The sequence below is a fragment of the Anaerolineae bacterium genome, assembly GCA_016931895.1.
GTDB lineage: Bacteria > Chloroflexota > Anaerolineae > 4572-78 > J111 > JAFGNV01.
The window spans coordinates 1-22,875 of sequence record JAFGDY010000248.1 but is presented as its reverse complement, the minus strand read 5'-3'; the positions used below and the strand labels follow the sequence as shown (position 1 = coordinate 22,875).

Here is a 22,875-nt window from a genome sequence, read left to right as displayed (position 1 = left end):
TGACCATAATTATACCAAAACAAAGGGGATATTTAAAAGGAAGCTATCCAGATTTTTTACTGGACTACCTCTACTGAACGCAAAATCAAGGCGCCCAGATTATCCTGTTCGCCCCGGCCCGGTTCCAAAATAGGTAACCGCACTTTTGTAGCCGGATTGTAAAAACCGATACGAATCTGATAATTACCCGGAGCCGCCGTAATGGGGATAGCCACCTGGTAATGATTGAAGTTGACTTCACCCACAGGCCATTGGCTGGTAGGGGCGATGCCCTGGGGCGCTGCGTCAATTTGAGAGACAATTCCTCCCTGGGGCGTGGTTAAATAGACAAAAAAATTGTTATCAGCTACAGGCGGCTTAATGGCCTGCCAGAAGAAGGTCAGATTGACTATTTCACCGGGTTTAAACTGCACCCGGGGCATTTCATACGCTTTTAATAGAATTTGTCCATCAAAATTGGCGTCCATGGGCACGCGGGAGCCGCTGCTCACCACCAGGGTCATCAAGGTCCGGTTAGCTACCAGCGAACCCGGCGGGGGGTCTTGCCCAAGCACTCTGCCCGGTGTTTCCACACTCCAATCCTCAAATTTCTGCACCACCAAGTCTAGCGCAGTTAAAGCCTGCTGGGCCTCTTCAAAATTCATGCCCCTCACGTCGGGCACTTCAATCAAGGGTGGTCCCTGGCTGAGAATTACATTAACCGGACTGCCCAGGTCCACGCCCGCGCCAGCCGGAATAGATTGTTGGATAATGGTAAAGGCCGGCCAGGTAGGATGCGGCTCTTCGCCCGCTATCACCAATTCCAGGCCCATATCCGTTAAGGCCGACCGGGCCGCTGTTTCATCCAGCCCCACAATGTCGGGCATCCGCACCTGGTCGGGCAGCAGGGTGGGCAGAGGGGTGGGGAAAATACCGCTTGGTTCGGGCGCGTAAGCCTGGTAAATAGCCACAAATAAGGGGATCAGGCCGGCAATGGCAATAATGGCAATCAGACCCAACAGCAATAAAATTCCGTCAAACCCGCCGCGCTTTTTAGAGCGCGTGGCCGCCTGAGCAGCCGGCACGTAACGCTGGCGAGCCGCAGCCGGGGAGGGGGGGGGCGGCGGGGGTGGCACAGCGCCGGAATAGCCCACGTTCTGCAGAGGAGAGCCGACCACGGCCGAAATCGGCGACTGGCTGCCGCTGGCGCTCAAGCGGCCCTGTTTATACATCATCAGGGCCTCGCGCAAATGGTCGGCGGTTAAAAAGCGTTCGTTTGGATTTTTGGCCATGGCCGCGTCAACAATACGGGCCAAGGGTTCGGGAATGATGGGGTCAAGCCGGTCAACCGGAATATGCGCTTCGTAAATCTGTTTGCGGGCCACGTCCTGGTCGTCTACGCCCACAAAAGGAACCCGGCCCGTGAGCATCTCGTACAAAATAATGCCAATGGCGTAAACGTCGGTGGCGGGTAAGGCCCGGTCGCCGGAGGCTTGCTCCGGGGCAAAGTAGGCCGGGGTGCCCCAAACCACTTCGCCCTCCTCCATGGTGCTTTCGCCCAGGGCGCGGGCCAGGCCAAAATCGGTCACTTTGGCCTGATTGGTGGGGGTCAGCAAAATATTGCCCGGTTTTAAATCGCCATGCACAATTCCGGCCCGGTGGGCGGCCCCCACCGCCGAGCAAATCTGAATGGCGTAGGTAACGGCCTGGTTTACGGGGATGGCCCCCTGCTCAGCGATAGCCGTGCGCAGGTCAGACCCGGCCACCCATTCCATTACAATGTAGGGGCGGCTTTTAGCCTGGCCAAAGTCGTACACCGCCACAATATAAGAATCGCTCAACCGGGCCGCATTTTGGGCCTCGCGATGGAAGTTGACCAAAAAGCCGGGGTCGCGGGTATATTGGGGCCGCAACACCTTAACCGCCACCATCCGGCCCAGAGACATATCCTGGGCCTGGTAAACTTCGGCCAGGCCGCCCTCACCAATTTTTTTGACCAGTTGATAACGGTCATTAAAAACTACGGGAAGTTCCATACAGCAGACGGTAAACGGTAGGCCAGAAATTGTTATTTGGCCGGTGTTCAGCCGGCAGGGGTCTAACGTTCACCATGCTCCCAATTGAGTTTTTTGGCGCGCGCCGGGAAGCGCAAATTTTTACCAGGCATTATTTTACCCTATGAAAGCGACTCTCACAAGCAAGAGGGAGTGTCTCAAAAATAAAAAAGTCAGGGCGCGCCCGGGTATGGTGATTTTTTATCCGATAAAGATTAACCAATCTGCATCACCCTAAATTCTTCGCGCAGCACCTCCCGGCCGTACTGGTCAAGGGTGGTGTTGCGTTCTTTAATCCGTTCATACAGGTTGTCCGGGTCGCGCACCTGGCTAACGTGGCAACGAATAGCCTTGATCTTGAGGTCGAACACTTCGGAAATATCCACCCACAGGTTGGCGCGTTCGGTGCCGGTTAAATAAACTTCTTTTACGGTGTGTGGTTCTAACCCCAAATCAAGAAGTTCGGGGTGATACATCCGGTTGCGGGCCGCCGGGAACACGGCATCAATGGTCACTTCTCCGGCGGCGCGGTGGTCGGCGTGGTTAATGTAACGGTTCTCAAAAAAATAGCGACTGGGGTCCTGGGTAATAACCACATCTGGCTGATGACGCCGTATCTCAGCGACAACGCGCTGGCGCAGCCCCAGGGTATGTTGCAGTTCCCCGTCCCGTTCGTCAAAATAAATTACCTGCTTAACCCCCAACACGTCGGCTGCCGCCTGTTGTTCTTTTTTACGGATAGCGGTCAGTTTTTCCGGGGTCATTTCAGGGTCGTCGCTGCCCTTGTTGCCGTTGGTCAAGATGAGATAGCTCATCTCAGTGCCATGCTTGCACCACAAAGCAATTATACCGCCACAGAAAAATTCGGGGTCGTCGGGATGGGCTACAATGACCATGGCTTTAGCGGGAACTTGAAGGGTCAACCTGAATACCTCACCAAGAAAATAAAAAGCGGCTCATTGCAAAATCAACGCGAACCGCTTTTGCTCTTTATCATTATAAAAAATCAACGTAGTTCAATTGTGGTATTTTTGAAAAGCCATCACCGGGTTTTATTTCGGCTGACCTTTATAGGTGGCCCGCTCTTCTTCCAGGTCGTAATCCCAATAACCGGGGCCGTCGGTGAAAAAGGCCGCATTGCGGGCGGTATCGGCCTCGTACTCGCTGGGTAAATCTTCTTCGGGGAAGATGGCTTCCGGGGGGCATACCGGCACGCAGGCACCACAGTCAATGCAGGTATCCGGGTCAATAAAGAAAAGATCATTCCAGTCTGCGTCATCGGTTGGACCGGGGATAATGCAGTCTACCGGACAGACTTCTACACAATCGCCTTCACGGGTACACAACGATGTGATTACGTGGGTCATGAAAAAATCCTCCTTGAGATTTTATTATTTGCTGGTAAAAATCATTTTCATTGTAATCTTATCCCTGAAATTGGTCAAGAATCACCTTCACTTTTCCGGCAAAATAAGTTATAATGGGAACATCCTCTCGTTGAGAGCATCCTCTCGTTGAGAGCATCCTCTCGTTGAGAGCATCCTCTCAACGAGAGCATCCTCTCAACTCATGGCAGGGAGACAAGCCAAATGAAGCTCAAACAGGAAGTGGTCAGGCCAGAGCCATCGTGCCTACTGCGGGCGCTTTATTTTATATTCGTTGGGTCGTGGTTGAGTTTGATCTGGATCAATGTGGCCTGGGCCTTGAATGCCAGTATCATTGGTTTACCTTTTGGCCTGTGGATGATCAATCGCACGCCTCAAATTTTAACGCTCAAGGCAGTGCCGGTGATGGTCATCTACGATGAAAACGGACAGTTGATTCGGACCTCTCAGGTGCCACAGACCGGTTGTTTGTGGCGAACGGTTTATTTTCTCCTGATTGGCTGGTGGTTCAGTTTAATCTGGGCCAATGTGGGCTGGTTTTTATGCGCCATCATCGTGGGCCTGCCGGTTGGGTTGTGGATGCTCAACCGGCTGCCGGCTGTCACCACCTTATATCAACAATAAAAAACTATTTTGTTTTGAAAGGAGACTTTTTTAATGGATTTAAGACAAACGATTTCTGACCACCAGGGGTGGTTTGAGTCAATTACGGGTAAAATTCCTCTTTACAAAGGCTACAAGGAAAAAGAAATGCGGCGCGAAGCCGACGCGCTTTTGCGCGAGCATCTGGCCAAACAATTTGGCGAGCAGTTGGGGCGGGCCGAAGAGGTGGCCAGCCAGATGCTCACCGGCCCCGGCATGATGCAACTCGACGAGATGGGCAAGGGCAATACCCGCCTGCAAACGTTAATTGATAAAATCAAAACAGCGGCGCAGGGTTACGCCGGTCTATTTGACGCCATCAAGGTTAAAGAGAATGAATTGGACATTCTCTACGAGTTTGATTACAACATGTTGGTGAAGGTGGACGAGGTGGCCGAGGCTATTGATGCGCTTCAGGCCGCCCTGGATGAGGGCGACGACGGCAAGGTTGCCCCGGCCGTGCGCCGTTACGTAAAAACCGTTGGCGATGCGACGACGCTGTTTGACACCAGAAAAGATAAGTTATTGGGCTTGGCTTGAGCAAGCCTGCTTTTGACGAACAGCACGATAGAGTAAAATATAAACACAATTTAAGGAGAACAACATGGCAGTTTCTGAGTTGATTGAACTAACCCAGGAAATGAAGGATAGAATTGTGCAGCGCTGGCCCGAACAGGGCGAGGGCCGGATTAAAATGGGCGCGCAGCTCATTGTTCATCAGGCCCAGGCCGCGGTCTTCTATCGGGATGGGAAATCGTTGGATACTTTTGGGCCGGGCCGGCATACGTTAACCACGGCCAATATCCCGCTGATCACCAAATTATTCAGCAAACTCCTCACCGGCCAAGACAGCATTTTTGCGGCCAATGTTTTTTACGTGGCGGTGCGTGAGTTTCCCCAGGAGGGTTGGGGCACGCGTCAGCCAATTGCCATGCAAACGCCCGGCCAGGGCTTGGGCTGGCTGCTGTTGGGCGCGCACGGCACGTTTGGCTTTGAGGTCAACGACCCCAAGCGGGTGGTGGACACCTTTGTGGGCGGCGGCCAGTCTACTTTAGACATTAACGCGGTTAAAATGCGGCTCACCAACTCAATTACCCAGGCAGCCACAGACTGGTTTGCCGAGGTTAATCCTGGCAACTTGATGAAGGCCCAGTCTATGATGGACGAGATGGCGACGGCCATCAAGATCAAGGCCCAGGATCAATTTGAGGCCATGGGGCTGCTGCTCAAAAGCATTACCATTGGCGGCCTTAGCCCACTGGAAACCTCCGCCGACAAACTGAAGCAGATGGGGTTGCTGGATGCGCAGATGTATATGCAGCTTCAGGCTTTGGAGACCATTCAAAAGTCATCGCAGGGCGGCGGTGGAGCCGGAACAGGCGTTGGCTTGGGCACGGGTATGGGCGCCGGCATGGGGATGGGCCAGATGATGGCCGGGATGTTCAGCGGTATGCAGCAACCGGCCGGGGGTCAGGCCCAAGCTGCGCCGGCCGGCGGCGCTAAAGAAATTCCCGACATCATGGGCGTATCTGAAGCCGCCGAGTATATGGGCGTTGAAATAGAGGATGTGGTTGGTTTGTGTGATTCTGGCGAGTTGAAAGCCAAAAAAATCGGCAGCAAATACCGCATCAGCAAAACCGCTATTGACGAATTTATGAAGAGCTAAGGTATTGAGAAATAATTTCTCTCGTCCCCAAACTGAATTTGGGCCCAAACAAGTCTGAACTCAAACAAGTTTGGGGGTCAAAAAACCCAGAAGAAAAAATGACACCGCAATTACCACAACTTTTTGTTTCAAACCCTGGCCAGTTGAATTTTCAAGTTAGCTGTGGCTGCGGTGTCATTTTCTATTGGAATTCCGGCTTGGCGTGCCCGGCGCTGGCCGGGCGCTGTTGCCTCAAAGCAGGTGGATCAACTTAAACGGTTGGCTGTACGGCAAAATTGGACACGGTTGGTTGTAAGGGCCGCACCGGCTTGGAACCTGTTGCCTCAAACACGGTGTCAAAAACCTGGAAGATGCGGTCGAACATGGTCAACTCAAGCAGCAGCTTGGGTTGATCTTGCAGCCCAACCAGGCGAAAGTTTTGTTGGCGACTGCCAAAGAGTCTGTAGCCGGCCACCAAGGCGGCCAGGCCCGTACAATCAACAAAAGTCACCTCTTCCAAATCAAGCACCATCTGCCTGGCCCCTCGCGCAAACGCATCTTGAAACTTGGCCTCCAATTCTTTGGCCCAACAGCCATACAAAGGGCAGTTTAATTTTAGCAGATGAATGTCTTTATCTAATACGCGATGGATAATACTCATTGTTTTTCCTCCATATAGATAGATGAGCTGTTATCTCTGTTATTTCTGGTCAAATCTATAACCCTATACGGCCTGAGATTCAAAAAGTTGCATAAGATTAACCGTGCCTAAAAATGCCCAGATTAGACAACCGCGCCAACAACCAACTCCGCCCCGTTAAGTTTACGCCCAATTTTACCCGTTACGCCGAGGGCAGCGTGCTGGTGGAAATTGGCCAGACCTGCGTTTTGTGCAACGTGTCCGTTGAAGAGCAAGTGCCGGCCTGGCGAGAAGCATCCGGCGGCGGCTGGCTGACCGCCGAATACGCTATGTTGCCCCGCGCTACCCACCAGCGGATTTCTCGGCGGCGGGGCGGCGAGAGCGCCCGCGCCCAGGAAATCCGGCGCTTGATTGGCCGGGCGCTCCGGGCCGGGGTGGACCTGGACCGGTTGGGATCGCGCACCCTCATTGTTGATTGCGACGTGATTCAGGCTGATGGCGGCACGCGCACGGCCAGCATTACCGGGGGATACGTAGCCGTGGCCCTGGCCCTGCAAAAATTGATCGAGATGGGCCAAGTTCCGGCAAACGTGCTACGCCCGCCGGTTGCGGCTGTCAGCGCCGGGGTGGTTAACCATGAGCTTTTGCTGGACCTGTGTTACGAGGAAGACGCCGCCGCCGAGGTAGATTTGAATGTGGTGATGACCGGCGGGGGCAAATTTGTGGAGATTCAGGGCACGGCTGAAGGAAAGCCGCTTGGCCGGGAGACTTTGACGGCTTTGCTTGACCTGGCGCATCACGGAATTGAGCAGTTGTTGGCGCAACAGGCGGCGCTGCTGGCATTGAAATAACGCTGCTGTTGCTTGGGGGACAGAAACGCCACAAGGCGCCCCGGCCCAAGGCATACTGAAAACGAATTGAGATGTCTGACGAAATACCCGATACCCTGATTGGCTGCAAGAACTTGAAGGTGAGCCTGAATGGTTGGCGATGCCCGCTGAGGCAGGATCAGGCACGGAAGCCACCCTGGATGGGGTGCGAAGCCGCTTTGGCGGATTTTAAAAAGAAAATGATGAGGCAATGTTTATGACCGAACCATGGGCAAAATACCTGGGGGAAGAATTGATTCCGGCAGAGCAATTGCAAACCCGGATCAGGGAATTGGGCGAGCAAATTTCGGCGGATTACACCGGCCAAGATTTACTGTTGCTGTGTATTTTAAAAGGAGGCGTGTTATTTTTAACCGACCTGATGCGCTGCCTGACCATTCCCCACGAGATTGACTTTATGGCCGTTTCCAGTTACGGCAAGGAAATTAGAGAATCATTGGGCGTGGTACGCATTTTAAAAGACCTGGACCAGCCCATTGATGGGCGGCACGTTTTGATTGTGGAAGACATTATTGATTCCGGCCACACCCTGGATTATATCACCCGCAACCTCATTGCCCGCCAACCGGCCAGCCTCAAAATCTGCACGCTGTTAGACAAAGCCGAACGCCGCGAGGTAGACATTGCCATTGATTACACCGGCTTTGTGATCCCCAATAAATTTGTGTTTGGCTACGGCCTGGATTTGGATGAGAAATTCAGAAATTTGCCCTTTATTGGGGTGGTTAAACCGGAGATGGTGGTAGAGTAAAAATTTGGAGGAAAGACGACCAACGACGTTGGACTTATCCTTCGGGCGCTCTGCTTTTAGCCATCGCGGCTTTGACCACCGGAGTTAGACCAATAACTTCACCTTGAGTCGCCAATTTCTGCCAGCGAGGATTACGGACAGGCGGACAGGCCCAAGCCGCCGGCGGGGTGTTGGCCCGCAAGCCCTTGAAGGCGGTTAAAATGCCGCAATGGTAACAGTGCTGGCGGCAATCTATTTTGGTTTCGCCCGCTGCGGCGGCCTGCCAGTCCAGTAGCAGCCAGCGTTTTTCCACCCCCACGCTAAGATGGTCCCAGGGAAAAATCTCATCGGCCAGACGAATCCGGTGGGCGTACCAGGCCGGATCGAGTTTGTGTTTGGCAAAGGCTTGCTGCCACGCCTCCAACCGGAACCATTCGTTCCAGGCGTCAAATTTAGCGCCCCGCTCCCAGGCCGACTTGATGACGACCCCCAAACGGCGGTCGCCGCGCGCCAGAACCGCTTCCAGCAAACTTTCTTCCGGCTCATTCCAATCAAAAATAAGGCCCCGGCCAGATTCTCCAGCCCCAAACTCCTGCCGCAGCAGGGCCTGTTTGCTGCGAATCTCGGCCAGAGGGGCCAGGCCGGCCCACTGGAAGGGGGTGTGGGGTTGGGGCACAAAGGTGCTGACCCCCACCCGCACTTTGGCCCGCCCGCCGTGATATTTGCGGCCAATTGCCAGCACTTGTTTGGCCAGGTGAGCAATGGCCCTGACGTCGGCCTCGGTTTCGGTGGGCTGGCCAATCATAAAATAGAGTTTGATCAGCCGCCAGCCCCGGCGGTAAACTTCTTCGGCGGTTTGCAGCAGGTCGGCGGTGCTGATGTATTTGTTGATAACCCGGCGCATGCGGTCGGTGGCGGCTTCCGGGGCAAAGGTAAAACTGCTTTTGCGCCCGCCCTGGAGCATTTCCAGCAAGTCGGCCGAAAAGGACTCGATTCGCAGGCTGGGCAGGGAAATATTGAGAACCTGGTCGCCATATTTTTCTGAAATGGCCTGGACCAACGGCCCAATCCGGCTGTAGTCGCTGCTGCTCAACGAGAGCAAGCCGATTTCTTCGTGGCCGGTATCGGTCATGATGCGCTCCACCGTTTCCAGCAACTCGGCCAGCGAACGCTCCCGCACGGGGCGAAAGACCATCCCGGCCTGGCAAAAACGGCAGCCCCGGGTGCAGCCCCGCTGGATTTCTATGGAGGCCCGGTTAAAAACCACGTCTACAAAAGGCACCACAAAACGAGTGACCGGCGGGGGCAATAAGGGCGCGATTCGTTTGACGATGTGGCCGGCGGCCTCGGCAACCTGCGGCTCAACTTTGGCAATTGTGCCGTCGGCATAGGTGGTAATGGCATAAAAACGGGGCACGTATACGCCGGGAATACGGGCCAGGCGGCGCAGTTGGGTTCCTCGGTCCTGGCCCGTTACCTGGCGCATGGTCTGGATGATTTCAATGATCACGTCTTCACCTTCCCCCAGCACAAAAAAATCTATAAAATCGGCCATGGGTTCGGGGTTGAGCGCGGCGTTGCCGCCGGCGCATACCAAAGGGTAAGTTTCATCCCGCCGGCGGCTCAAGAGCGGCAGGCGGCCCAGGTTGAGGATATTGAGCACGTTGGTGTAAAGCTGGGGGTAGGGCAGGCTGAAGCCGATGAGGTCAAAGTCGCGCAATTCGCGCCGGCTTTCCAGGGCATACAAAGGCACCTCGCCGTCCCGCAATTTGGCTTCCAGGTCAGGCCAGGGCGCGTAAACCCGCTCGGCCAAAACATCGTCGCGCCCATTGAGCAGGTCGTACAAAATAGCCAGGCCCAGGTTGCTCATGCCCAAATCGTACAGGTCGGGAAAAACCAGGGCCACTTTGGTTAAAATTTGGGGATTGGCCCAATCTTTGACCACGCTATTGAATTCTCCGCCCACGTAGCGGGCGGGTTTTTGCACCGTTGCCAGAATACGGTCTAATTGGCGATCATCAATCCGCATGTTTTTATCCCCCCAGGGTGACTTGGTTCTGCCTGAACCGGATACATTGGGCAGCTGTGATATGATAGCATAAAAGGTCGGCGGGCCAAAACTATTTTTTAGATAATTTGTCTTTGGCCTCATCAGGTGTTATTATTTTGAAAAAGGCGAATTATGAATTGGCTATTTTCCGGCAGGGAGTGACCCAAAAATCTCTCATGACCCGGCAAAAATCGTTTCCCCCAAAAAGACTTGCCCACATCCTGGACAAGACCAGCCTGAAATTTGGGATTATCGCGCCCCTGCTGGTTTTGATTGGCCTGCTGGTGTTGGTTTGGGCCATTGCTACCCTCAGAACATTTCATCCATTGATAGAACTGCTCCTGATTGCCACTATCTCATTTCTGGCCGCCATTGGAGTGGGGTTGTTCATTGCCCGGCAGATTGGGCAACGGATCAACCGTTTCATCGAGGCGGCGGAACAGGTGGCCCAGGGGGATTTAAGCATTCGCATTGAGGATAAGAGTGCGGACGAGATTGGCCGCCTGGCCAGAGTCTTCAACCAGATGGTCAAAAACCTGGCCAATTTACACCGCAGCCTGGATTTATTGAGCCGCACCATGTCGCCGCCGGTGCGGCAGTCGTTGATAGAGCGGGGTTTGGATTTTAGAGGGATCACGCAAACGGTGTGCATCCTGTTTATTGACATCTGGGATTTTACCCGCATCACCGAGGGGCACAATACCGAGCAGCTTGTTTTTTTTCTCAACGATTATTACTCAACCATTGCCAACCAGGTGCATGTGGGAGGCGGCATTATTGGCAAGTATGGCGGCGACTCTATTTTGGCCTATTTTGGCGCGCCGGACCCCGCGCCGGCTGCGGAGTCGGCTACGGCGGCGCTGTTGACATCGTTGGCCCTGCAAGAGGCCATTGAGCAACTCAGCGACCGGTGGGTGATCTTGGGGTTGCCGCCTATTCGGGTGGGGATGGGCTTGAGCTTGGGGCCGGTGGTGGCCGGGCCAATTGGCTCAAACGAGCAGTTTGAATACACCGTTATCGGCAATGCCGTTAACCTGGCCGCGCGGCTGCAAGACCTGACCCGCAGCATCGAGGGGTATGGGACTATTTTAACAACCGAGGTTTACGAGGCGCTCCAGGAAATGGTCAAAGACCAGATCAGGGTGGTGAGTGCAGATACATACAGTACGTTGGGGGATAGAGAAAAAGCCCGGCAGCCGGTGCAATTTGTTGACCTGGGCCTGGTTTCGGTGAAGGGCAAACAAGGGCCGGTACACGTGTACGGCATCCCTGATGTGGAAAATCAACAACGGCGAACCGCCTGAACAGGGATAGTTTGATTTTTAGGCTACTATCCAAACAAAACCCCAAAAAGTAAGGGTGCGTCCAAAATTTTTGGAAAGCACCGGGGGGAATTGGGGGGACGCCCCCCACACCCCCCGGTCCTCCTAAAATGTCGGACAGACCCAAAAAGTAATCCCAAATTGGACAAAAACAGCACTTTGCGCTAATATTTTCTTTTTGTGGAATTAACTATACCAAGCCGATTAGTCTTATTCCTAAACCAAGTTTGGGCCAAACCGAGTTTGGGGCCAAACTCAGTTTGGGAACGAGAAAAACAGCTATTTTCAGGCAATTATTATCAGCCTACCCAGAGTTTTCAGGAGGAACATTTTGGCTAATTTAAAATCATCTGCCAAACGCGCCCGGCAGAATATCATGCGGCGTGATCACAACCGTTATTACCGCACTACGGCGCGGACCTACATCAAAAGAGCGCAGGCCCAGATTGAGGCCAACGAATTAGAAGAGGCGCAAGCCACCATCCAAAAAGCGCTTCAGGCCCTGGACAAGGCGGCCCAAAAAGGTACGATTCATCGCAATAATGCCGCCCGGCGCAAATCAAACTTGATGAAAACCTTAAATAAAGCTCAAGCTGCAACCAGTTAGACGCGAACGACCAACGACGAAGGACCAACGCCCAAAAAACTTGGGCGTTGGTCAAGAATGGTCAAACCATAACCTGGCCTGAGCAGTAATCTTTTCATATTTTCCGGTGACCCGGCAACCTTAAAAACCGGGTCATTTTTTGTGTTCCCCCTTGACACTAGAACGTATGTTCTAGTATAATAAGCTTATCTTTGCCAAAAGTGGCAAGATAGTTGTCAAGGGGATTTTTTATGCCGCCGCAGTTTACCGTGGAACACATCCTGGAATACCAGGCCAATCAAATTGAAATGGTGCTGGCCAATCATCGCGCCCCCAGCCGCGTTATCGGCGGCACGGTCACGCCGCGGTGGGTCTGCTACCGCGTGCTGCCCGCGGCCACCACCAAAATCGCCCACATTATTGCCCTTTCTGAAGAAGTGGCCCTGCACCTGAGCGCGCCGGACGTGCGGGTTTCGCGGCAAGGGGCTGCCGTGCAAATAGAGGTCCCGCGCCCCGACGCCCAAACCGTACGCTTGCTCCAGCTCTGCCGTCAATTAGACGACATCCCGCGCCAGGCCGCTATTCTGGGCCTGGATGAAGCCGGGTTGCCTTTGTTGCTCCGGCTGGCCTCGCCGGAAGTGGCCCATGTGCTGATTGCCGGGACCACCGGCTCCGGTAAAACTGTGCTGGCCCGCAGCATCGCTCTTTCTCTGGCTATGCACAACCGGCTGGGCGAAGTGCAACTGGTTTTTATTGACCCCAAGGGCACCGGCTTTGGCCCTTTTGCTTCGACCGGCGGGCCTGCTCTTCCCCATCTGCTCCGGCCCGTAGTGCGCGACGTGCACCAAGCCATCTTTTTACTTGGCGAAATGGTGGGCGAAATGGTGCGGCGCGACCACGAACACATTGCCGAGCCGCGCTTGATCATTTTTATTGACGAGCTGGCCGACTTGATGGAGCAGGGCGGCAAAGCCATGGATCGGCTGATGACCCGGCTCACCCAGCGAGGGCGCAGCGCCGGGCTGCACCTGATCGCCTGCACCCAAAAGCCCCTGGCCGCCACCATCGGCTCGCTGACCCGCAGCAACTTCCCGGTGCGCTTGGTCGGCAGCGTGGTCAGCGCCGACGACGCCCGCCTGGCCGCCGGCATTCCCGGCACCGGCGCTGAAAAGTTATTGGGCCGGGGCGACTTTTTGCTGGTAGCCAAAGGCCAGGTAACTCGTTTTCAGGCGGCGCACGTTTCCGAAACAGAAATCAAACAGGTGGTGCAGCAATTACAAACCGGCCATCGCACCAGCCGTCACTGGCCTGAACCGGAGGAATACCAGCCCCTGGCGGCCACTGGCACTGAGGGACGTTTGGCCCGTTTGGCCCCGCCCGGCTCCAAACGCCGGCGCGGTTTGGAATTGATGTTTGGCCAACAACTACGGTTGATAAAATAGCCTGGCTATGGCGTAATCCGGCCTCTCATCAGAACGGTGGTGATCATGAAACGCGGTCTGCTCATTATTGGTATCGTCTTTATTGTTACCCTGACCATTGTCTTTGGCATGCGGGTTAGCCCGGATGCAATGGCCGTGGTGATTGGCGTTATCCTGGGTGTGGCCGCCGGCGTGCCCACCACCTTGCTGCTGGTATTTGTGCTGACCCGCCAGCAAAACCGGCTGGAAAAATTGCCTTCCCAAATGCCTGCCCAGCCGCCCGTTTTTGTGATCAACGCCGGCGACAAACCGCCCGCATACTCCCCCCCTCCGGCCTTGCCCGCGCCCCACGCCACGGAAAACGGGCGCAAATGGACCATCATCGGCGATACCGCCGAAAATTGAACCGCGCCATTCCGCCTCAAAGTTGCCATTCTTCCCCCAGTGGTTGTACAATCAATTCAACTTTGTTCAATCCAGGACTGGTTGGCGCGCCGACTGCCAGGTCCTCATGTATGGAGATAAAAAAAATGAAAAAAGTAATGCTCACTCTAACCATCCTTTTGTTCCTGTTTACCGTCTCGCCGGCCCTGGCCCAAGATGGGAACACGGTTACGTTGCTGCACTTTTCCGACTACCACTCCCACGCCGCGCCCTTTTACGCCGAAGGCCAGGCCAACGCCGCCGGGATTGCCCGGGCTATGGCCTATCTTCAACCCTACGCCGGCGATCCCAATACCTTGATTTTCAACGGGGGCGACATGCTGAATGTTGGCGCAATGGGCTGGTCCGACAAGTACCAGTGCGTTGAGTGGAGCTGGTTGAACGGCATTGTTGACGCGATGGCCTACGGCAACCACGACGCCGATTACGGCCCTGACGCTTTTGCCGCCTGCCAGGCCCAAATTGACTACCCCATTTTGAGCGCCAACATTTTAGACGCCAACGGCCGGCCCCTGTTCCAATACAACGGCAAAACCTACCAGGTGTTCGCCGTTAACGGGGTTAAAATTGGCGTGTTTGCCGTGGCCGGGCCCGATTTTGACCGGCTGGTCAAGCCGGAAGTGCGGCCCGTGGCCGGGGCCAGCTTTGGCGACTCTGTTCAGGCAGCCCAAGAAGTGGTCAACTCACTACGCGAAGAGGAAAAAGTGGCGGCGGTGGTAATGGTTGGGCACGGTTTGTATGAAGACAACATCGCCCTGGCCCAGGCCGTGCCCGGCATAGACCTGATCTTTGGCACGCACAGCCATCGCCGGGAGGCTTTGACCCAACTACCGGAAACCAACACCTACTTCATCTCGCCCTTCCAATATCTCACCTACATTAGCCAGGTTGAATTGACCTTTGACCGGAACGGCCAATTGGCCAGGGTCAGTGGCCGGTTAGTGCCGATGAGCAACGATTTGCCGCAAGACCCGGCCATCGCCCAACAGGTCAACCAGATGCAGGCCGACCTGGAAGCCGACCCCGACTATGCCGCGCTTTTTGAACCCATCGGCGAGGCGGCCATTGAACTTTCTACCGAGGGTCAATTTACCGGCGAAGGGCTGCTGGGCAATTTTGTAATGGACATTTTCCGCGAACGAAGCCAGGCGCACATGGCCCTGTCAACGTCGAGCGCGTTCCGCCAGCCGCTGCCTCCGGGTCCCATTACGCCGGAGATATTACGCTCGGCCATGCCTTATCCCAATCCCATTTTTGTGTTTGACCTGACCGGGGCGCAGGTGGAAGCGTTGCTCAACTACGGCCTCTCGCGTAAAGGCAGCGATTTCTTTCCCCAGGTATCCGGCGTGCGTTTCAACACTACGGCCGACCGGGCCAGCAACATCCAAATTTTAAACCATCCGGCCACCCCGGCCGAGTATGGCCCGCTTGACCCTGCCGCCACCTACAAAGTGGCCACCTCCAATTTTGTGGGTTTATTTGCCGGGGGGTACAAAGATATTTTTGCCGGCGCCCCCTACACCGATACCGGCCTGGAAATCCGCGAAGAAGTGACCAAATATTTGCAGGCCAACAGCCCGGTATCGGCGCAGTTGGATGGCCGCATGACCATTGGCGAAGCCCCGCTTACCTTGCCCGAAAGCGGCGGGCGCGGGCCGGAGGGATGGATTGCGCCCGCCTTGGGGATCGGGCTGCTGGTATTGGGCCTGGCCGCGGCGCGGCGCAGTGTATCGCGATAACGTTTTGCAGTTGTATAACCGGGCGGGCAGTCGCTAAAAAGCTGCTCGCCCGGCCTAGCCTTGGACACCCCCCATCGGGCCGGATCAACCCCGCCGGGAAATGGGTTCAATTCGCTGATTTTAGTCATCTATGCTAAGATAGCGTCCCATAATTACGTTAAATATTTAAGCTCAGAGCAAGATGACCGATAACCAAGCCCAAGAAACAACAGAAATAAATCCTACCCGCCTTCACCTGGGCGCGGCCTACTACCCGGAACAATGGCCGGAGGAACGCTGGCCCAAAGACATCCGCCTGATGCAGGAAGCCGGGTTTACCGTGGTGCGGCTGGCCGAATTTGCCTGGTCCACCCTGGAACCGTGCGCCGGAGAATTCCATTTCGACTGGCTGGAGCGGGCCATTGCTATGCTGGCCGAAGCCAACGTCAAAAGCGTGCTGGGTACGCCCACGGCGGCCCCACCGGCCTGGCTTATCCAGCAGCACCCCAATATTTTGCCCGCCGACGAAACCGGCCGGCGCGGACAATTGGCTAACAACCGGCCCTACTGCGTCAACTCGCCGGAATTTCACGCCGCCGCGCAACGGATAGCGACGGCTATGGGCAAACACTTTGGCCCAAACCAAAACGTCGTCGGCTGGCAGCTTGATAACCATTATCATGGCGTATGTTTTTGTGACCGTTGCCGCAAGCTTTTTCAGGAATATTTGCAAGAAAGATTTGGCTCTCTGAGCGCGCTCAACGAACAATGGTCTACGCGCTATAGGAGTCAAACTTATTCTGATTGGGGCCAAATCCCCCTGCCGCTTGGCCCGGCCAATCCCGGCCTGAAGCTGGCCTTCAAACAATTTGTCACCGAAAATTATCGCCGCTACCAGCAACTTCAACTGAACGCCCTCCGCCCCCACTTATCGCCGGGCGTATGGGTAACGCATAACTTTCTCCCCTGGGCCGATACCTTTGATCACTATACCCTCAATGAAGACCTTGACCTGGCCTCCGCGATGTGGTACGTGGGCAGCGGGCATTACGATTTTCCGGCAAGCGGCGCAGGTCTTGACCTGGTGCGCGGTTTTAAGCAGAAAAACTTCTGGCTGATGGAAACCCAGGCCGGCAATGTGAACTGGTCAAGCGTAAACAACAGCCTGAACAAAGGCGAGGGGCGGGCCATGGCCTGGCATGCCGTGGCGCACGGGGCAGAGGCCGTGCTGTACTGGCAGTGGCGTTCGGCGCCGGGGGGTCAAGAGCAGTACCACGGCACGTTGCTTGACCCATCGGGCCGGCCGCGACTGTTTTATCAAGAGGTCGAGCGTTTGGGGCGGGAATTTGCCAAAGTTTCCGGTTTACTGGCCGGAGCCACCAGCAAAGACCCTGTGGCTTTGCTCAACCATTACCCCAGCCGCTGGTCTATCCAGGAGCAGCCCCATCACCAAAATTTTGATTACGTGGCGCACCTGGCGCATTATTACAAACCCTTGGCCCGGTTGAACATCCCGGTTGACCTCATTTCGGCAGATGTTGATGACCTGAGCCGCTATAAGGTGGTGATTGCACCGGCCCTGATCGTGCTCCATCAGAGCCAGATTGAAACATTAAGCAATTACGTTAAAAAAGGAGGGCGTCTGGTGCTGACGGCCCGCACCGGCATGAAGGATGACAATAACGCGCTGCTGCCGCTGCGCCAGCCCGGCCTGCTGGCCGAACTGGCCGGGGTGGAAGTGGCAGAATACTTTGCTTTAGACGAGCCGCTGCCGGTGAAAGGCAACTGGTTTGCCGGTCACGCCCACTACTGGGCCGAATTGCTCCTACCGACAGCTTCGAGCGCCATCCACATTGCCCGCTATGGCCCGGGTAACGGCTGGTTGGATGATCAGCCGGCCATTACCGTTCGTTCGCAGGGCACAGGGCTGGTATATTACGTGGGGGCCTATTTGGATGAGGCGGCCCAATACGCGCTGCTGGCTCAATTTGTCAAGACCGCCGGCATTAACGGGCCACCGCTAAAAGCCTCTGAAGGCGTTGAAATTCGCGCTTTGCTGAATTCTGAGCAAAAAGAGGTCTGGCTGGTCATCAACCATCACCGGGCCGGCAAAATCGTTGAACCTCCCTGGCCCGTGCTGGAACATCTGAGTGGCAAAACTTTTGAGGGGAAATTCAAACTGGTGCCGTACGGGGTGGCTATTCTTACCCGAATCGATTAATGTTAAGTAAAATTTGAAGCAAGCTGTGTGGCTTTCTAATTTCTAACCTCTAATTTCTCAAGGACACCATTATGCCCTCTCGTTCATTTCGCCTCTCTATGTTTGGGCTGCTTTATTTTGTGCAGGGAGCGGCCCTGGCCTACTTTCGTAATTTCCAAAAACCCTACCTCAACAGCCTGGGCATTGACCCGGACGTGATCGGCTTGCTGACCAGCATCCTGCTGCTGCCCTTCATCCTAAAAATTTTCATTGGGATGGCCAGCGACCGGGTCAACCTGTTTGGCCGGGGACATCGCCGGCCATACATTATCCTGGGCCTGCTCCTGGCAACGGTGGCCTTTGGCGGGGCAGGCTTGATGCTGCCGGACGTCAACCTGACACTGTTTGCCGTGTTCATTGTGGCCGGCTCCTTCAGCGTAACCCTGTTCGACTCCACCACCGATGGGCTGGCCATTGACATTACTCCGCGCCGCGAACAGGGCACAGTCCAGGGCGTCATGGTCGGCGGGCGGGCCATTGGCTTTATCCTTCTCTCCTTGGTTTTTGGGGTGCTGGTCCAGGCCCAAGGCTACCGGGTGATTTTTTTGATTATTGCCGCAGGGATGATGCTGCCCCTGCTGTGGGTGTTCCAGGTTCACGAACCCCGGCAGCGGGCCGTAGCGCAGACTTTCCAATGGTCTGCCTTTAAAACCCTGCTCAAACCCTACTTTTTGCTCTTTGGCGCTTACGCCATTGTTTATTCCATAGCCTCATTTGGCGTTGACGGCCTGGTAACGTTTTTTATGAGCAGCCGTTTTAACGCGCCCGAAACAGTGATTGGGCAGTACGGCGCGTGGCGCGGCCTGGGCGCGGTGATGGGCGCTGTTGGCGGCGGTCTGCTCATTGACCGGCTGGGGCGGCGAACCAGCGCCTACAGCGCCGCCGTTATCATCAGCCTGGGCGCAGTTTTGATTGGCGCGTCAACCAATCTCAACTTTTTACTGGTGATGGGCCTGGTGTGGGGTCTGGCCTGGGGCTTTCAGGAGACCGTGTTTGTGGCCCTGGCCATGGGGCTGACGGATACGCGCATTGCCGCCTCAATGTTTGCCATTATGATGGCCCTGTCCAATTTTGGCACAGCCCTTGGGGAGGGGCTGGCTACGGGCTTAACCGACAACGTCGGTTTTGCGGCCGTGTTCTGGCTCTTGGCCGGCGTCAGTCTGGTCACGCTGCCCATTTTGGGGGGATTATTTAAAATGTCGCCCGCAAAACCTATTTCTGGAAATGACAACCCCGGGCTTTATGAGTAAAATAATCCAATGAATAATCAACCAAATCCCCTCGCTTTATTGCAAACCCTCATTCGCTTCGATACCACCAATCCACCGGGCAACGAAGCGGAGTGCATCAATTACCTTCATAACCTGCTGAACGCAGCAGGAATTGACACTACCCTTATTGCCCGCACCGCCCAGCGGCCCAATTTGCTGGCCCGCCTGCCGGGGCAAGGCGACGCTCCACCCCTGTTGCTATACGGTCACGTTGACGTGGTGACGACGGCCGGCCAAACGTGGACCCATCCTCCTTTCTCCGGAGCCATTGTGGATGGCCTGGTGTGGGGCCGTGGCGCGTTGGATATGAAAAGCGGGGTGGCTATGATGGTTTGCGCCGTGCTGCGAGCCAAAGCGGAGCAGCTTGACCTACCCGGCGACGTTATCCTGGCCATTGTGAGCGACGAGGAAGTGGACGGCGAATATGGAGCCAAGTATCTGGTTGAAAATCACGCCGAACATTTTGCCGGCGTTCGTTACGCCATTGGCGAAGGAGGCGGCTTTTCAATTGAAATTGCCGGACGTAAATTTTACCCCATTATGGTCAGCGAGAAACAGGTTTGCTCCCTGCGAGCCACCCTGCGCGGGCGGGCCGGGCATGGCTCCATGCCGCTGCGGGGCGGGGCTATGGCCCAACTGGCTAATCTGTTGGGCAAACTGGACCGCTATCGCCTGCCGGTGCACGTTACACCCGTGGTGCAACAAATGATCCAGGCCATCAGCAACGCCTTGCCTTTCCCCCAAAAATTGGCGATGGGGCAGTTGCTCAACCCGGCTTTGACCAATTGGCTGCTGGACCGGCTGGGCGAGCAGGGCCGTTTACTTGACGCGCTGCTGCACAATACCGCCAGCCCAACTATGGTGCAGGGGAGCAACAAAATCAACGTTATTCCCGGCGAAGTGACCCTGGACCTTGACGGCCGGCTGTTACCCGGTTTTACGCCTGATGACATGTTACGCGAGTTGCGGCAGTTGGGAGGGGATAACGTTTCTTTTGAGGTGACCCGTTACGATCCCGGCCCCGGCGAACCGGACATGAAGCATTTTGCCCTGCTGGCCGACATTCTGCGCCAGGCCGATCCGAGCGGCACGCCCATCCCCCTGGTGCTGGCCGGAGTGACCGATGGGCGGTACTTTGCCCGGTTGGGTATCCAAACGTATGGCTTCCATCCCATGGATTTGCCAGACAGCCTCATCACCACCATTCACGCCGCCGATGAACGGATCCCGGTAGAGGCCATGCAGTTTGGCACAGATGCGCTTTTTACATTTTTACAGCGTTTTCGGGATTAAAAATAGACCCTGTCCCACAGGCAATTCAGCATCCAGCCTCAGTAGATCCAAAATTTTGTTTGGAAGGGGCATTTTAATGCCTAAAAAAACGCACTGAAGTGCGGACTCCCAGCCCAAATTTGGATCTACTGAGCCTATAAATTTTGGTAACTGCTCACCTGCATGTCATTTCGAGGCCATAGGCCGAGAAATCCCTATGGCATGACAATTAAAGAAGCGTTCTTTGGTTAAAGTTCACCGTTTAATGGAGATTCTTCGCTCGTTCCTCGCTCAGAATGACATTCCCTGAATAGTTACAAAGTTCCTTTGCCTGGCGGTCGAAATGACATGGGTGAACAGCTACGTCCGGGCTACGCGTGTTTTTTAACTATCGGCGGCGAGACACAATAGCTACGGCCAAAATCAAGGGCAGCATAACGGTTGACAGGGGACAAAGACCGCTCCCCGATTCTTCCCCGGTCACAGGCGCAGGCTCAACCGGCGCAGCGGCAGGCGCTTCGGTTGGTTCGGCAGGTTCAACGACCTCAACTTCTTCTGCAGCCGGTTCGGTAGGGGCAACTAATTCTTCCTCGGCTGGTTCGGGAGGAGCAGGTTCTTCGGGCGGTTCGGCTACGGCGAGCGGCTGTATCTGGCCGGTGGCCAGGCTGAGTTCGTCTATCCAAACAGCGCCCTCATTAGGATTGCTCTCCGCCCAGAAATTGAAACCCAGGCCGGTCACGCGAGTTGGATCGAACTCGGTTAGCCCACTTTCTGGGGCCCAGTGCGCTCGTTCAAGCGCAGTCCAGGGGACAATAATTTCGGCCCAGTTATCCACACTTTCCGGGGGAATCTCCAGGATCATTTCAAACGGGGTTGGCTCACTTTGCTCGCCAGAAAAGAGCATAAAAGTGGAGGCTCCCGCTTTGGTGGCGCGAACCCACATGGAAAGCCCAGTCCCGTTACTCCAATCCTGCACTACCTCAAAGTGATGGCCGCAATCGCCCCAGCCGTCGGGGGTAATGTTGAATTGAATCCGCAGGGAACCCGCGCCGCTATAAAAAACGTTATTATCAATGCTACAGTCAAGAATAGTGCCCTCACTTTCAGTATAACTTTCCCAAGCTTCACCCCCGGCATCAAGGCTATCTATCACCCCCTCAATCCTGAGCGGCGACTCTTCAGCCGGGGCAGTGTCCGCTTCCGAAACCTCCGCTGCCTCTTCCTCGGCAGGCTCAACCTCTTCTTCAGCAGCCTGTTCAGGTTCGGACGCCTGGGTTGGGGCCGGTTGGGAAGCCGCCGGGGCGGAATGGCCGGGATTCCAACGGTTGTAGTAGTAATTGAGCAGGGGAATAAATTCGGCGGTGGCTTTTTGGTTGCCCGCCGGCGTGGGATGGCTATCGCCGTCGGGGTAGGCCGACAGATCATTGCCAACGGTTTGAAGGTGCTGCACAGCACCATTCCAGATGCGGTGGTGGTTGCCGTTCTCCTGCCCGGCATCGTTGGTATAAAAATCGCCGCCGTTGCTGGTCAATACGTTGTAAAAATCAAATACAGCCACATTGCTGTGGGGATACCCGGCCAGCCAGTCATTCACCAGCCAATTGTTGAAAGCGCGAGCGTTGGCGGCATGCGCCGGGTCGGTTTCGCCATCCATCAACGGCGGCGCAGTGACGGCTATAAAGAGTTTGTCCTGACGTGTGGCAAAATATTCCAGAATGTCATTATAAATTCCCTTGGCGTTGGCCACCGTATGCATCCCCGACCAGACCTCCTGGCCGCGCAGGGGATTGTCGCCGCCTGTTGGAGCGTCGCCGGGGCCGCCTTCCAGGTAGGAGTTGGGGAAACAACTCTTGAACATGATGATTTGGTTTTCGCCGCCGGGATCGCCAAGCGAGCGAGAGTAGTAATCACCTTGACGGCTGCTTTCAGCGTAGAGCGCGTTCAGGTAAGTGTCGCGGCTCGGGCCGCGGAACCAGTCCCACCAGTAGCCAATGTCGGTGCGGTCGCCGATACCATCCGGCCCCCAACCGTAGTTGGTATCGCTAACAAAGTAGTTGTTGTTTTGCAAAGCCAGGCCCAGCCCACCGGAATAATCGGCCAGCCAATTTTCGCCACAGGAGTGATGAATAAAAATGAGTTTGACCGGCTCGGCCGGGGGGTTGGTATCTACACCTTGTTGGGCCACGTTCTGCTCCAACATCAGGCCAGCCTGACTACCCGGCGCAATGAAGCCCAGGCTGGCTAAAGCCAGACAAATTATAAACAACCAAGATAAAGCTTTCATAAGAACTCTCCTTTGCATGCGACTATAGAAATTCAGAAAAAGATTTTGATTTTTTGCCAGGGAGAGACAGGACAAAGTCCTGTTTCTCCCCAAAACATTATCTAAAAAACTACTGGTTCATCCTCGCCAGTGAAACTTAAGGGCAAGATGACGAAAGACGAAGGATAAAATTACCGGAGATTCCTCGTCGCTTTGCTCCTCGGAGCAACTGTGATTTAATTTTATCAAAAACGACGCACATCAAGCCGGCGACCAGGCTTGTCGGGTGCGAACCATTGCATT

19 protein-coding genes are annotated in these 22,875 nt (G+C 55.2%); 13 read left to right on the top strand and 6 right to left on the bottom strand.

Annotated features, from left to right (window positions below; genetic code table 11):
- Nucleotides 1-56: 56 nt before the first annotated feature.
- The 3 genes from JW953_18975 to JW953_18965 all read right to left on the bottom strand — a co-directional run bounded on the left by JW953_18975 (nucleotide 57) and on the right by JW953_18965 (nucleotide 3,400).
- Entirely contained in the window at nucleotides 57-2,015 is a 1,959-nt protein-coding gene (locus tag JW953_18975) for a protein kinase (GenBank protein ID MBN1994788.1), read from the bottom strand.
- 233 nt (nucleotides 2,016-2,248) lie between these two features.
- Entirely contained in the window at nucleotides 2,249-2,956 is a 708-nt protein-coding gene (locus JW953_18970; GenBank protein MBN1994787.1) for a PIG-L family deacetylase, read from the bottom strand.
- Nucleotides 2,957-3,085: 129 nt separating this feature from the next.
- Nucleotides 3,086-3,400, bottom strand: a complete 315-nt coding sequence (locus tag JW953_18965) for a ferredoxin family protein (GenBank protein ID MBN1994786.1) — start codon at nucleotides 3,398-3,400, stop codon at nucleotides 3,086-3,088.
- Between the two features lie 222 nt (nucleotides 3,401-3,622).
- Between JW953_18965 and JW953_18960 the strand changes: the two genes are divergently transcribed.
- From JW953_18960 to JW953_18950, 3 genes are all read left to right on the top strand, one after another.
- A complete protein-coding gene (locus JW953_18960) occupies nucleotides 3,623-4,042 on the top strand; it encodes a YccF domain-containing protein (protein ID MBN1994785.1) in 420 nt (139 codons plus the stop codon).
- Nucleotides 4,043-4,075: 33 nt separating this feature from the next.
- Nucleotides 4,076-4,600 carry a hypothetical protein gene (locus JW953_18955; protein MBN1994784.1) on the top strand — a complete coding sequence of 175 codons (525 nt, stop codon included), beginning with the start codon at nucleotides 4,076-4,078 and terminating at the stop codon, nucleotides 4,598-4,600.
- Nucleotides 4,601-4,664: 64 nt separating this feature from the next.
- Entirely contained in the window at nucleotides 4,665-5,726 is a 1,062-nt protein-coding gene (locus JW953_18950; GenBank protein MBN1994783.1) for an SPFH domain-containing protein, read from the top strand.
- Nucleotides 5,727-5,976: 250 nt separating this feature from the next.
- Here the strand turns inward: JW953_18950 and JW953_18945 are convergent, their stop codons facing one another.
- On the bottom strand, nucleotides 5,977-6,366 hold the full coding sequence (locus tag JW953_18945; GenBank protein MBN1994782.1) for an STAS domain-containing protein: 390 nt from the start codon (nucleotides 6,364-6,366) through the stop codon (nucleotides 5,977-5,979).
- 113 nt (nucleotides 6,367-6,479) lie between these two features.
- Between JW953_18945 and rph the strand changes: the two genes are divergently transcribed.
- Both rph and hpt read left to right on the top strand, forming a co-directional pair.
- A complete protein-coding gene (rph, locus tag JW953_18940) occupies nucleotides 6,480-7,196 on the top strand; it encodes a ribonuclease PH (protein MBN1994781.1) in 717 nt (238 codons plus the stop codon).
- 235 nt (nucleotides 7,197-7,431) lie between these two features.
- Nucleotides 7,432-7,986 carry a hypoxanthine phosphoribosyltransferase gene (hpt, locus tag JW953_18935; protein MBN1994780.1) on the top strand — a complete coding sequence of 185 codons (555 nt, stop codon included), beginning with the start codon at nucleotides 7,432-7,434 and terminating at the stop codon, nucleotides 7,984-7,986.
- Nucleotides 7,987-8,020: 34 nt separating this feature from the next.
- On the opposite strand, the gene JW953_18930 is transcribed toward hpt, so the two are convergent.
- Nucleotides 8,021-9,994 carry a TIGR03960 family B12-binding radical SAM protein gene (locus JW953_18930; protein ID MBN1994779.1) on the bottom strand — a complete coding sequence of 658 codons (1,974 nt, stop codon included), beginning with the start codon at nucleotides 9,992-9,994 and terminating at the stop codon, nucleotides 8,021-8,023.
- Between the two features lie 137 nt (nucleotides 9,995-10,131).
- On the opposite strand from JW953_18930, the gene JW953_18925 reads away from it, so the two are divergent.
- The 8 genes from JW953_18925 to JW953_18890 all read left to right on the top strand — a co-directional run bounded on the left by JW953_18925 (nucleotide 10,132) and on the right by JW953_18890 (nucleotide 20,330).
- Nucleotides 10,132-11,319, top strand: coding sequence for a HAMP domain-containing protein (locus JW953_18925; GenBank protein ID MBN1994778.1), 1,188 nt, complete (start codon nucleotides 10,132-10,134; stop codon nucleotides 11,317-11,319).
- A gap of 349 nt (nucleotides 11,320-11,668) precedes the next feature.
- A complete protein-coding gene (locus JW953_18920; protein ID MBN1994777.1) occupies nucleotides 11,669-11,944 on the top strand; it encodes a 30S ribosomal protein S20 in 276 nt (91 codons plus the stop codon).
- A gap of 230 nt (nucleotides 11,945-12,174) precedes the next feature.
- Complete coding sequence (locus JW953_18915) at nucleotides 12,175-13,365, top strand: DNA translocase FtsK (protein MBN1994776.1); 1,191 nt, start codon at nucleotides 12,175-12,177, stop codon at nucleotides 13,363-13,365.
- A 45-nt stretch (nucleotides 13,366-13,410) separates the two neighbouring features.
- On the top strand, nucleotides 13,411-13,749 hold the full coding sequence (locus tag JW953_18910; protein ID MBN1994775.1) for a hypothetical protein: 339 nt from the start codon (nucleotides 13,411-13,413) through the stop codon (nucleotides 13,747-13,749).
- 125 nt (nucleotides 13,750-13,874) lie between these two features.
- Nucleotides 13,875-15,527 carry a 5'-nucleotidase C-terminal domain-containing protein gene (locus JW953_18905; GenBank protein MBN1994774.1) on the top strand — a complete coding sequence of 551 codons (1,653 nt, stop codon included), beginning with the start codon at nucleotides 13,875-13,877 and terminating at the stop codon, nucleotides 15,525-15,527.
- A gap of 181 nt (nucleotides 15,528-15,708) precedes the next feature.
- Nucleotides 15,709-17,727 carry a beta-galactosidase gene (locus JW953_18900; protein ID MBN1994773.1) on the top strand — a complete coding sequence of 673 codons (2,019 nt, stop codon included), beginning with the start codon at nucleotides 15,709-15,711 and terminating at the stop codon, nucleotides 17,725-17,727.
- Between the two features lie 71 nt (nucleotides 17,728-17,798).
- Nucleotides 17,799-19,016 (top strand): MFS transporter, encoded by a 1,218-nt coding sequence (locus JW953_18895; GenBank protein ID MBN1994772.1) that lies wholly within the window; start codon nucleotides 17,799-17,801, stop codon nucleotides 19,014-19,016.
- A gap of 9 nt (nucleotides 19,017-19,025) precedes the next feature.
- Entirely contained in the window at nucleotides 19,026-20,330 is a 1,305-nt protein-coding gene (locus JW953_18890; protein ID MBN1994771.1) for a M20/M25/M40 family metallo-hydrolase, read from the top strand.
- A gap of 367 nt (nucleotides 20,331-20,697) precedes the next feature.
- Here the strand turns inward: JW953_18890 and JW953_18885 are convergent, their stop codons facing one another.
- On the bottom strand, nucleotides 20,698-22,593 hold the full coding sequence (locus JW953_18885) for a hypothetical protein (GenBank protein ID MBN1994770.1): 1,896 nt from the start codon (nucleotides 22,591-22,593) through the stop codon (nucleotides 20,698-20,700).
- Between the last annotated feature and the right edge of the window lie 282 nt (nucleotides 22,594-22,875).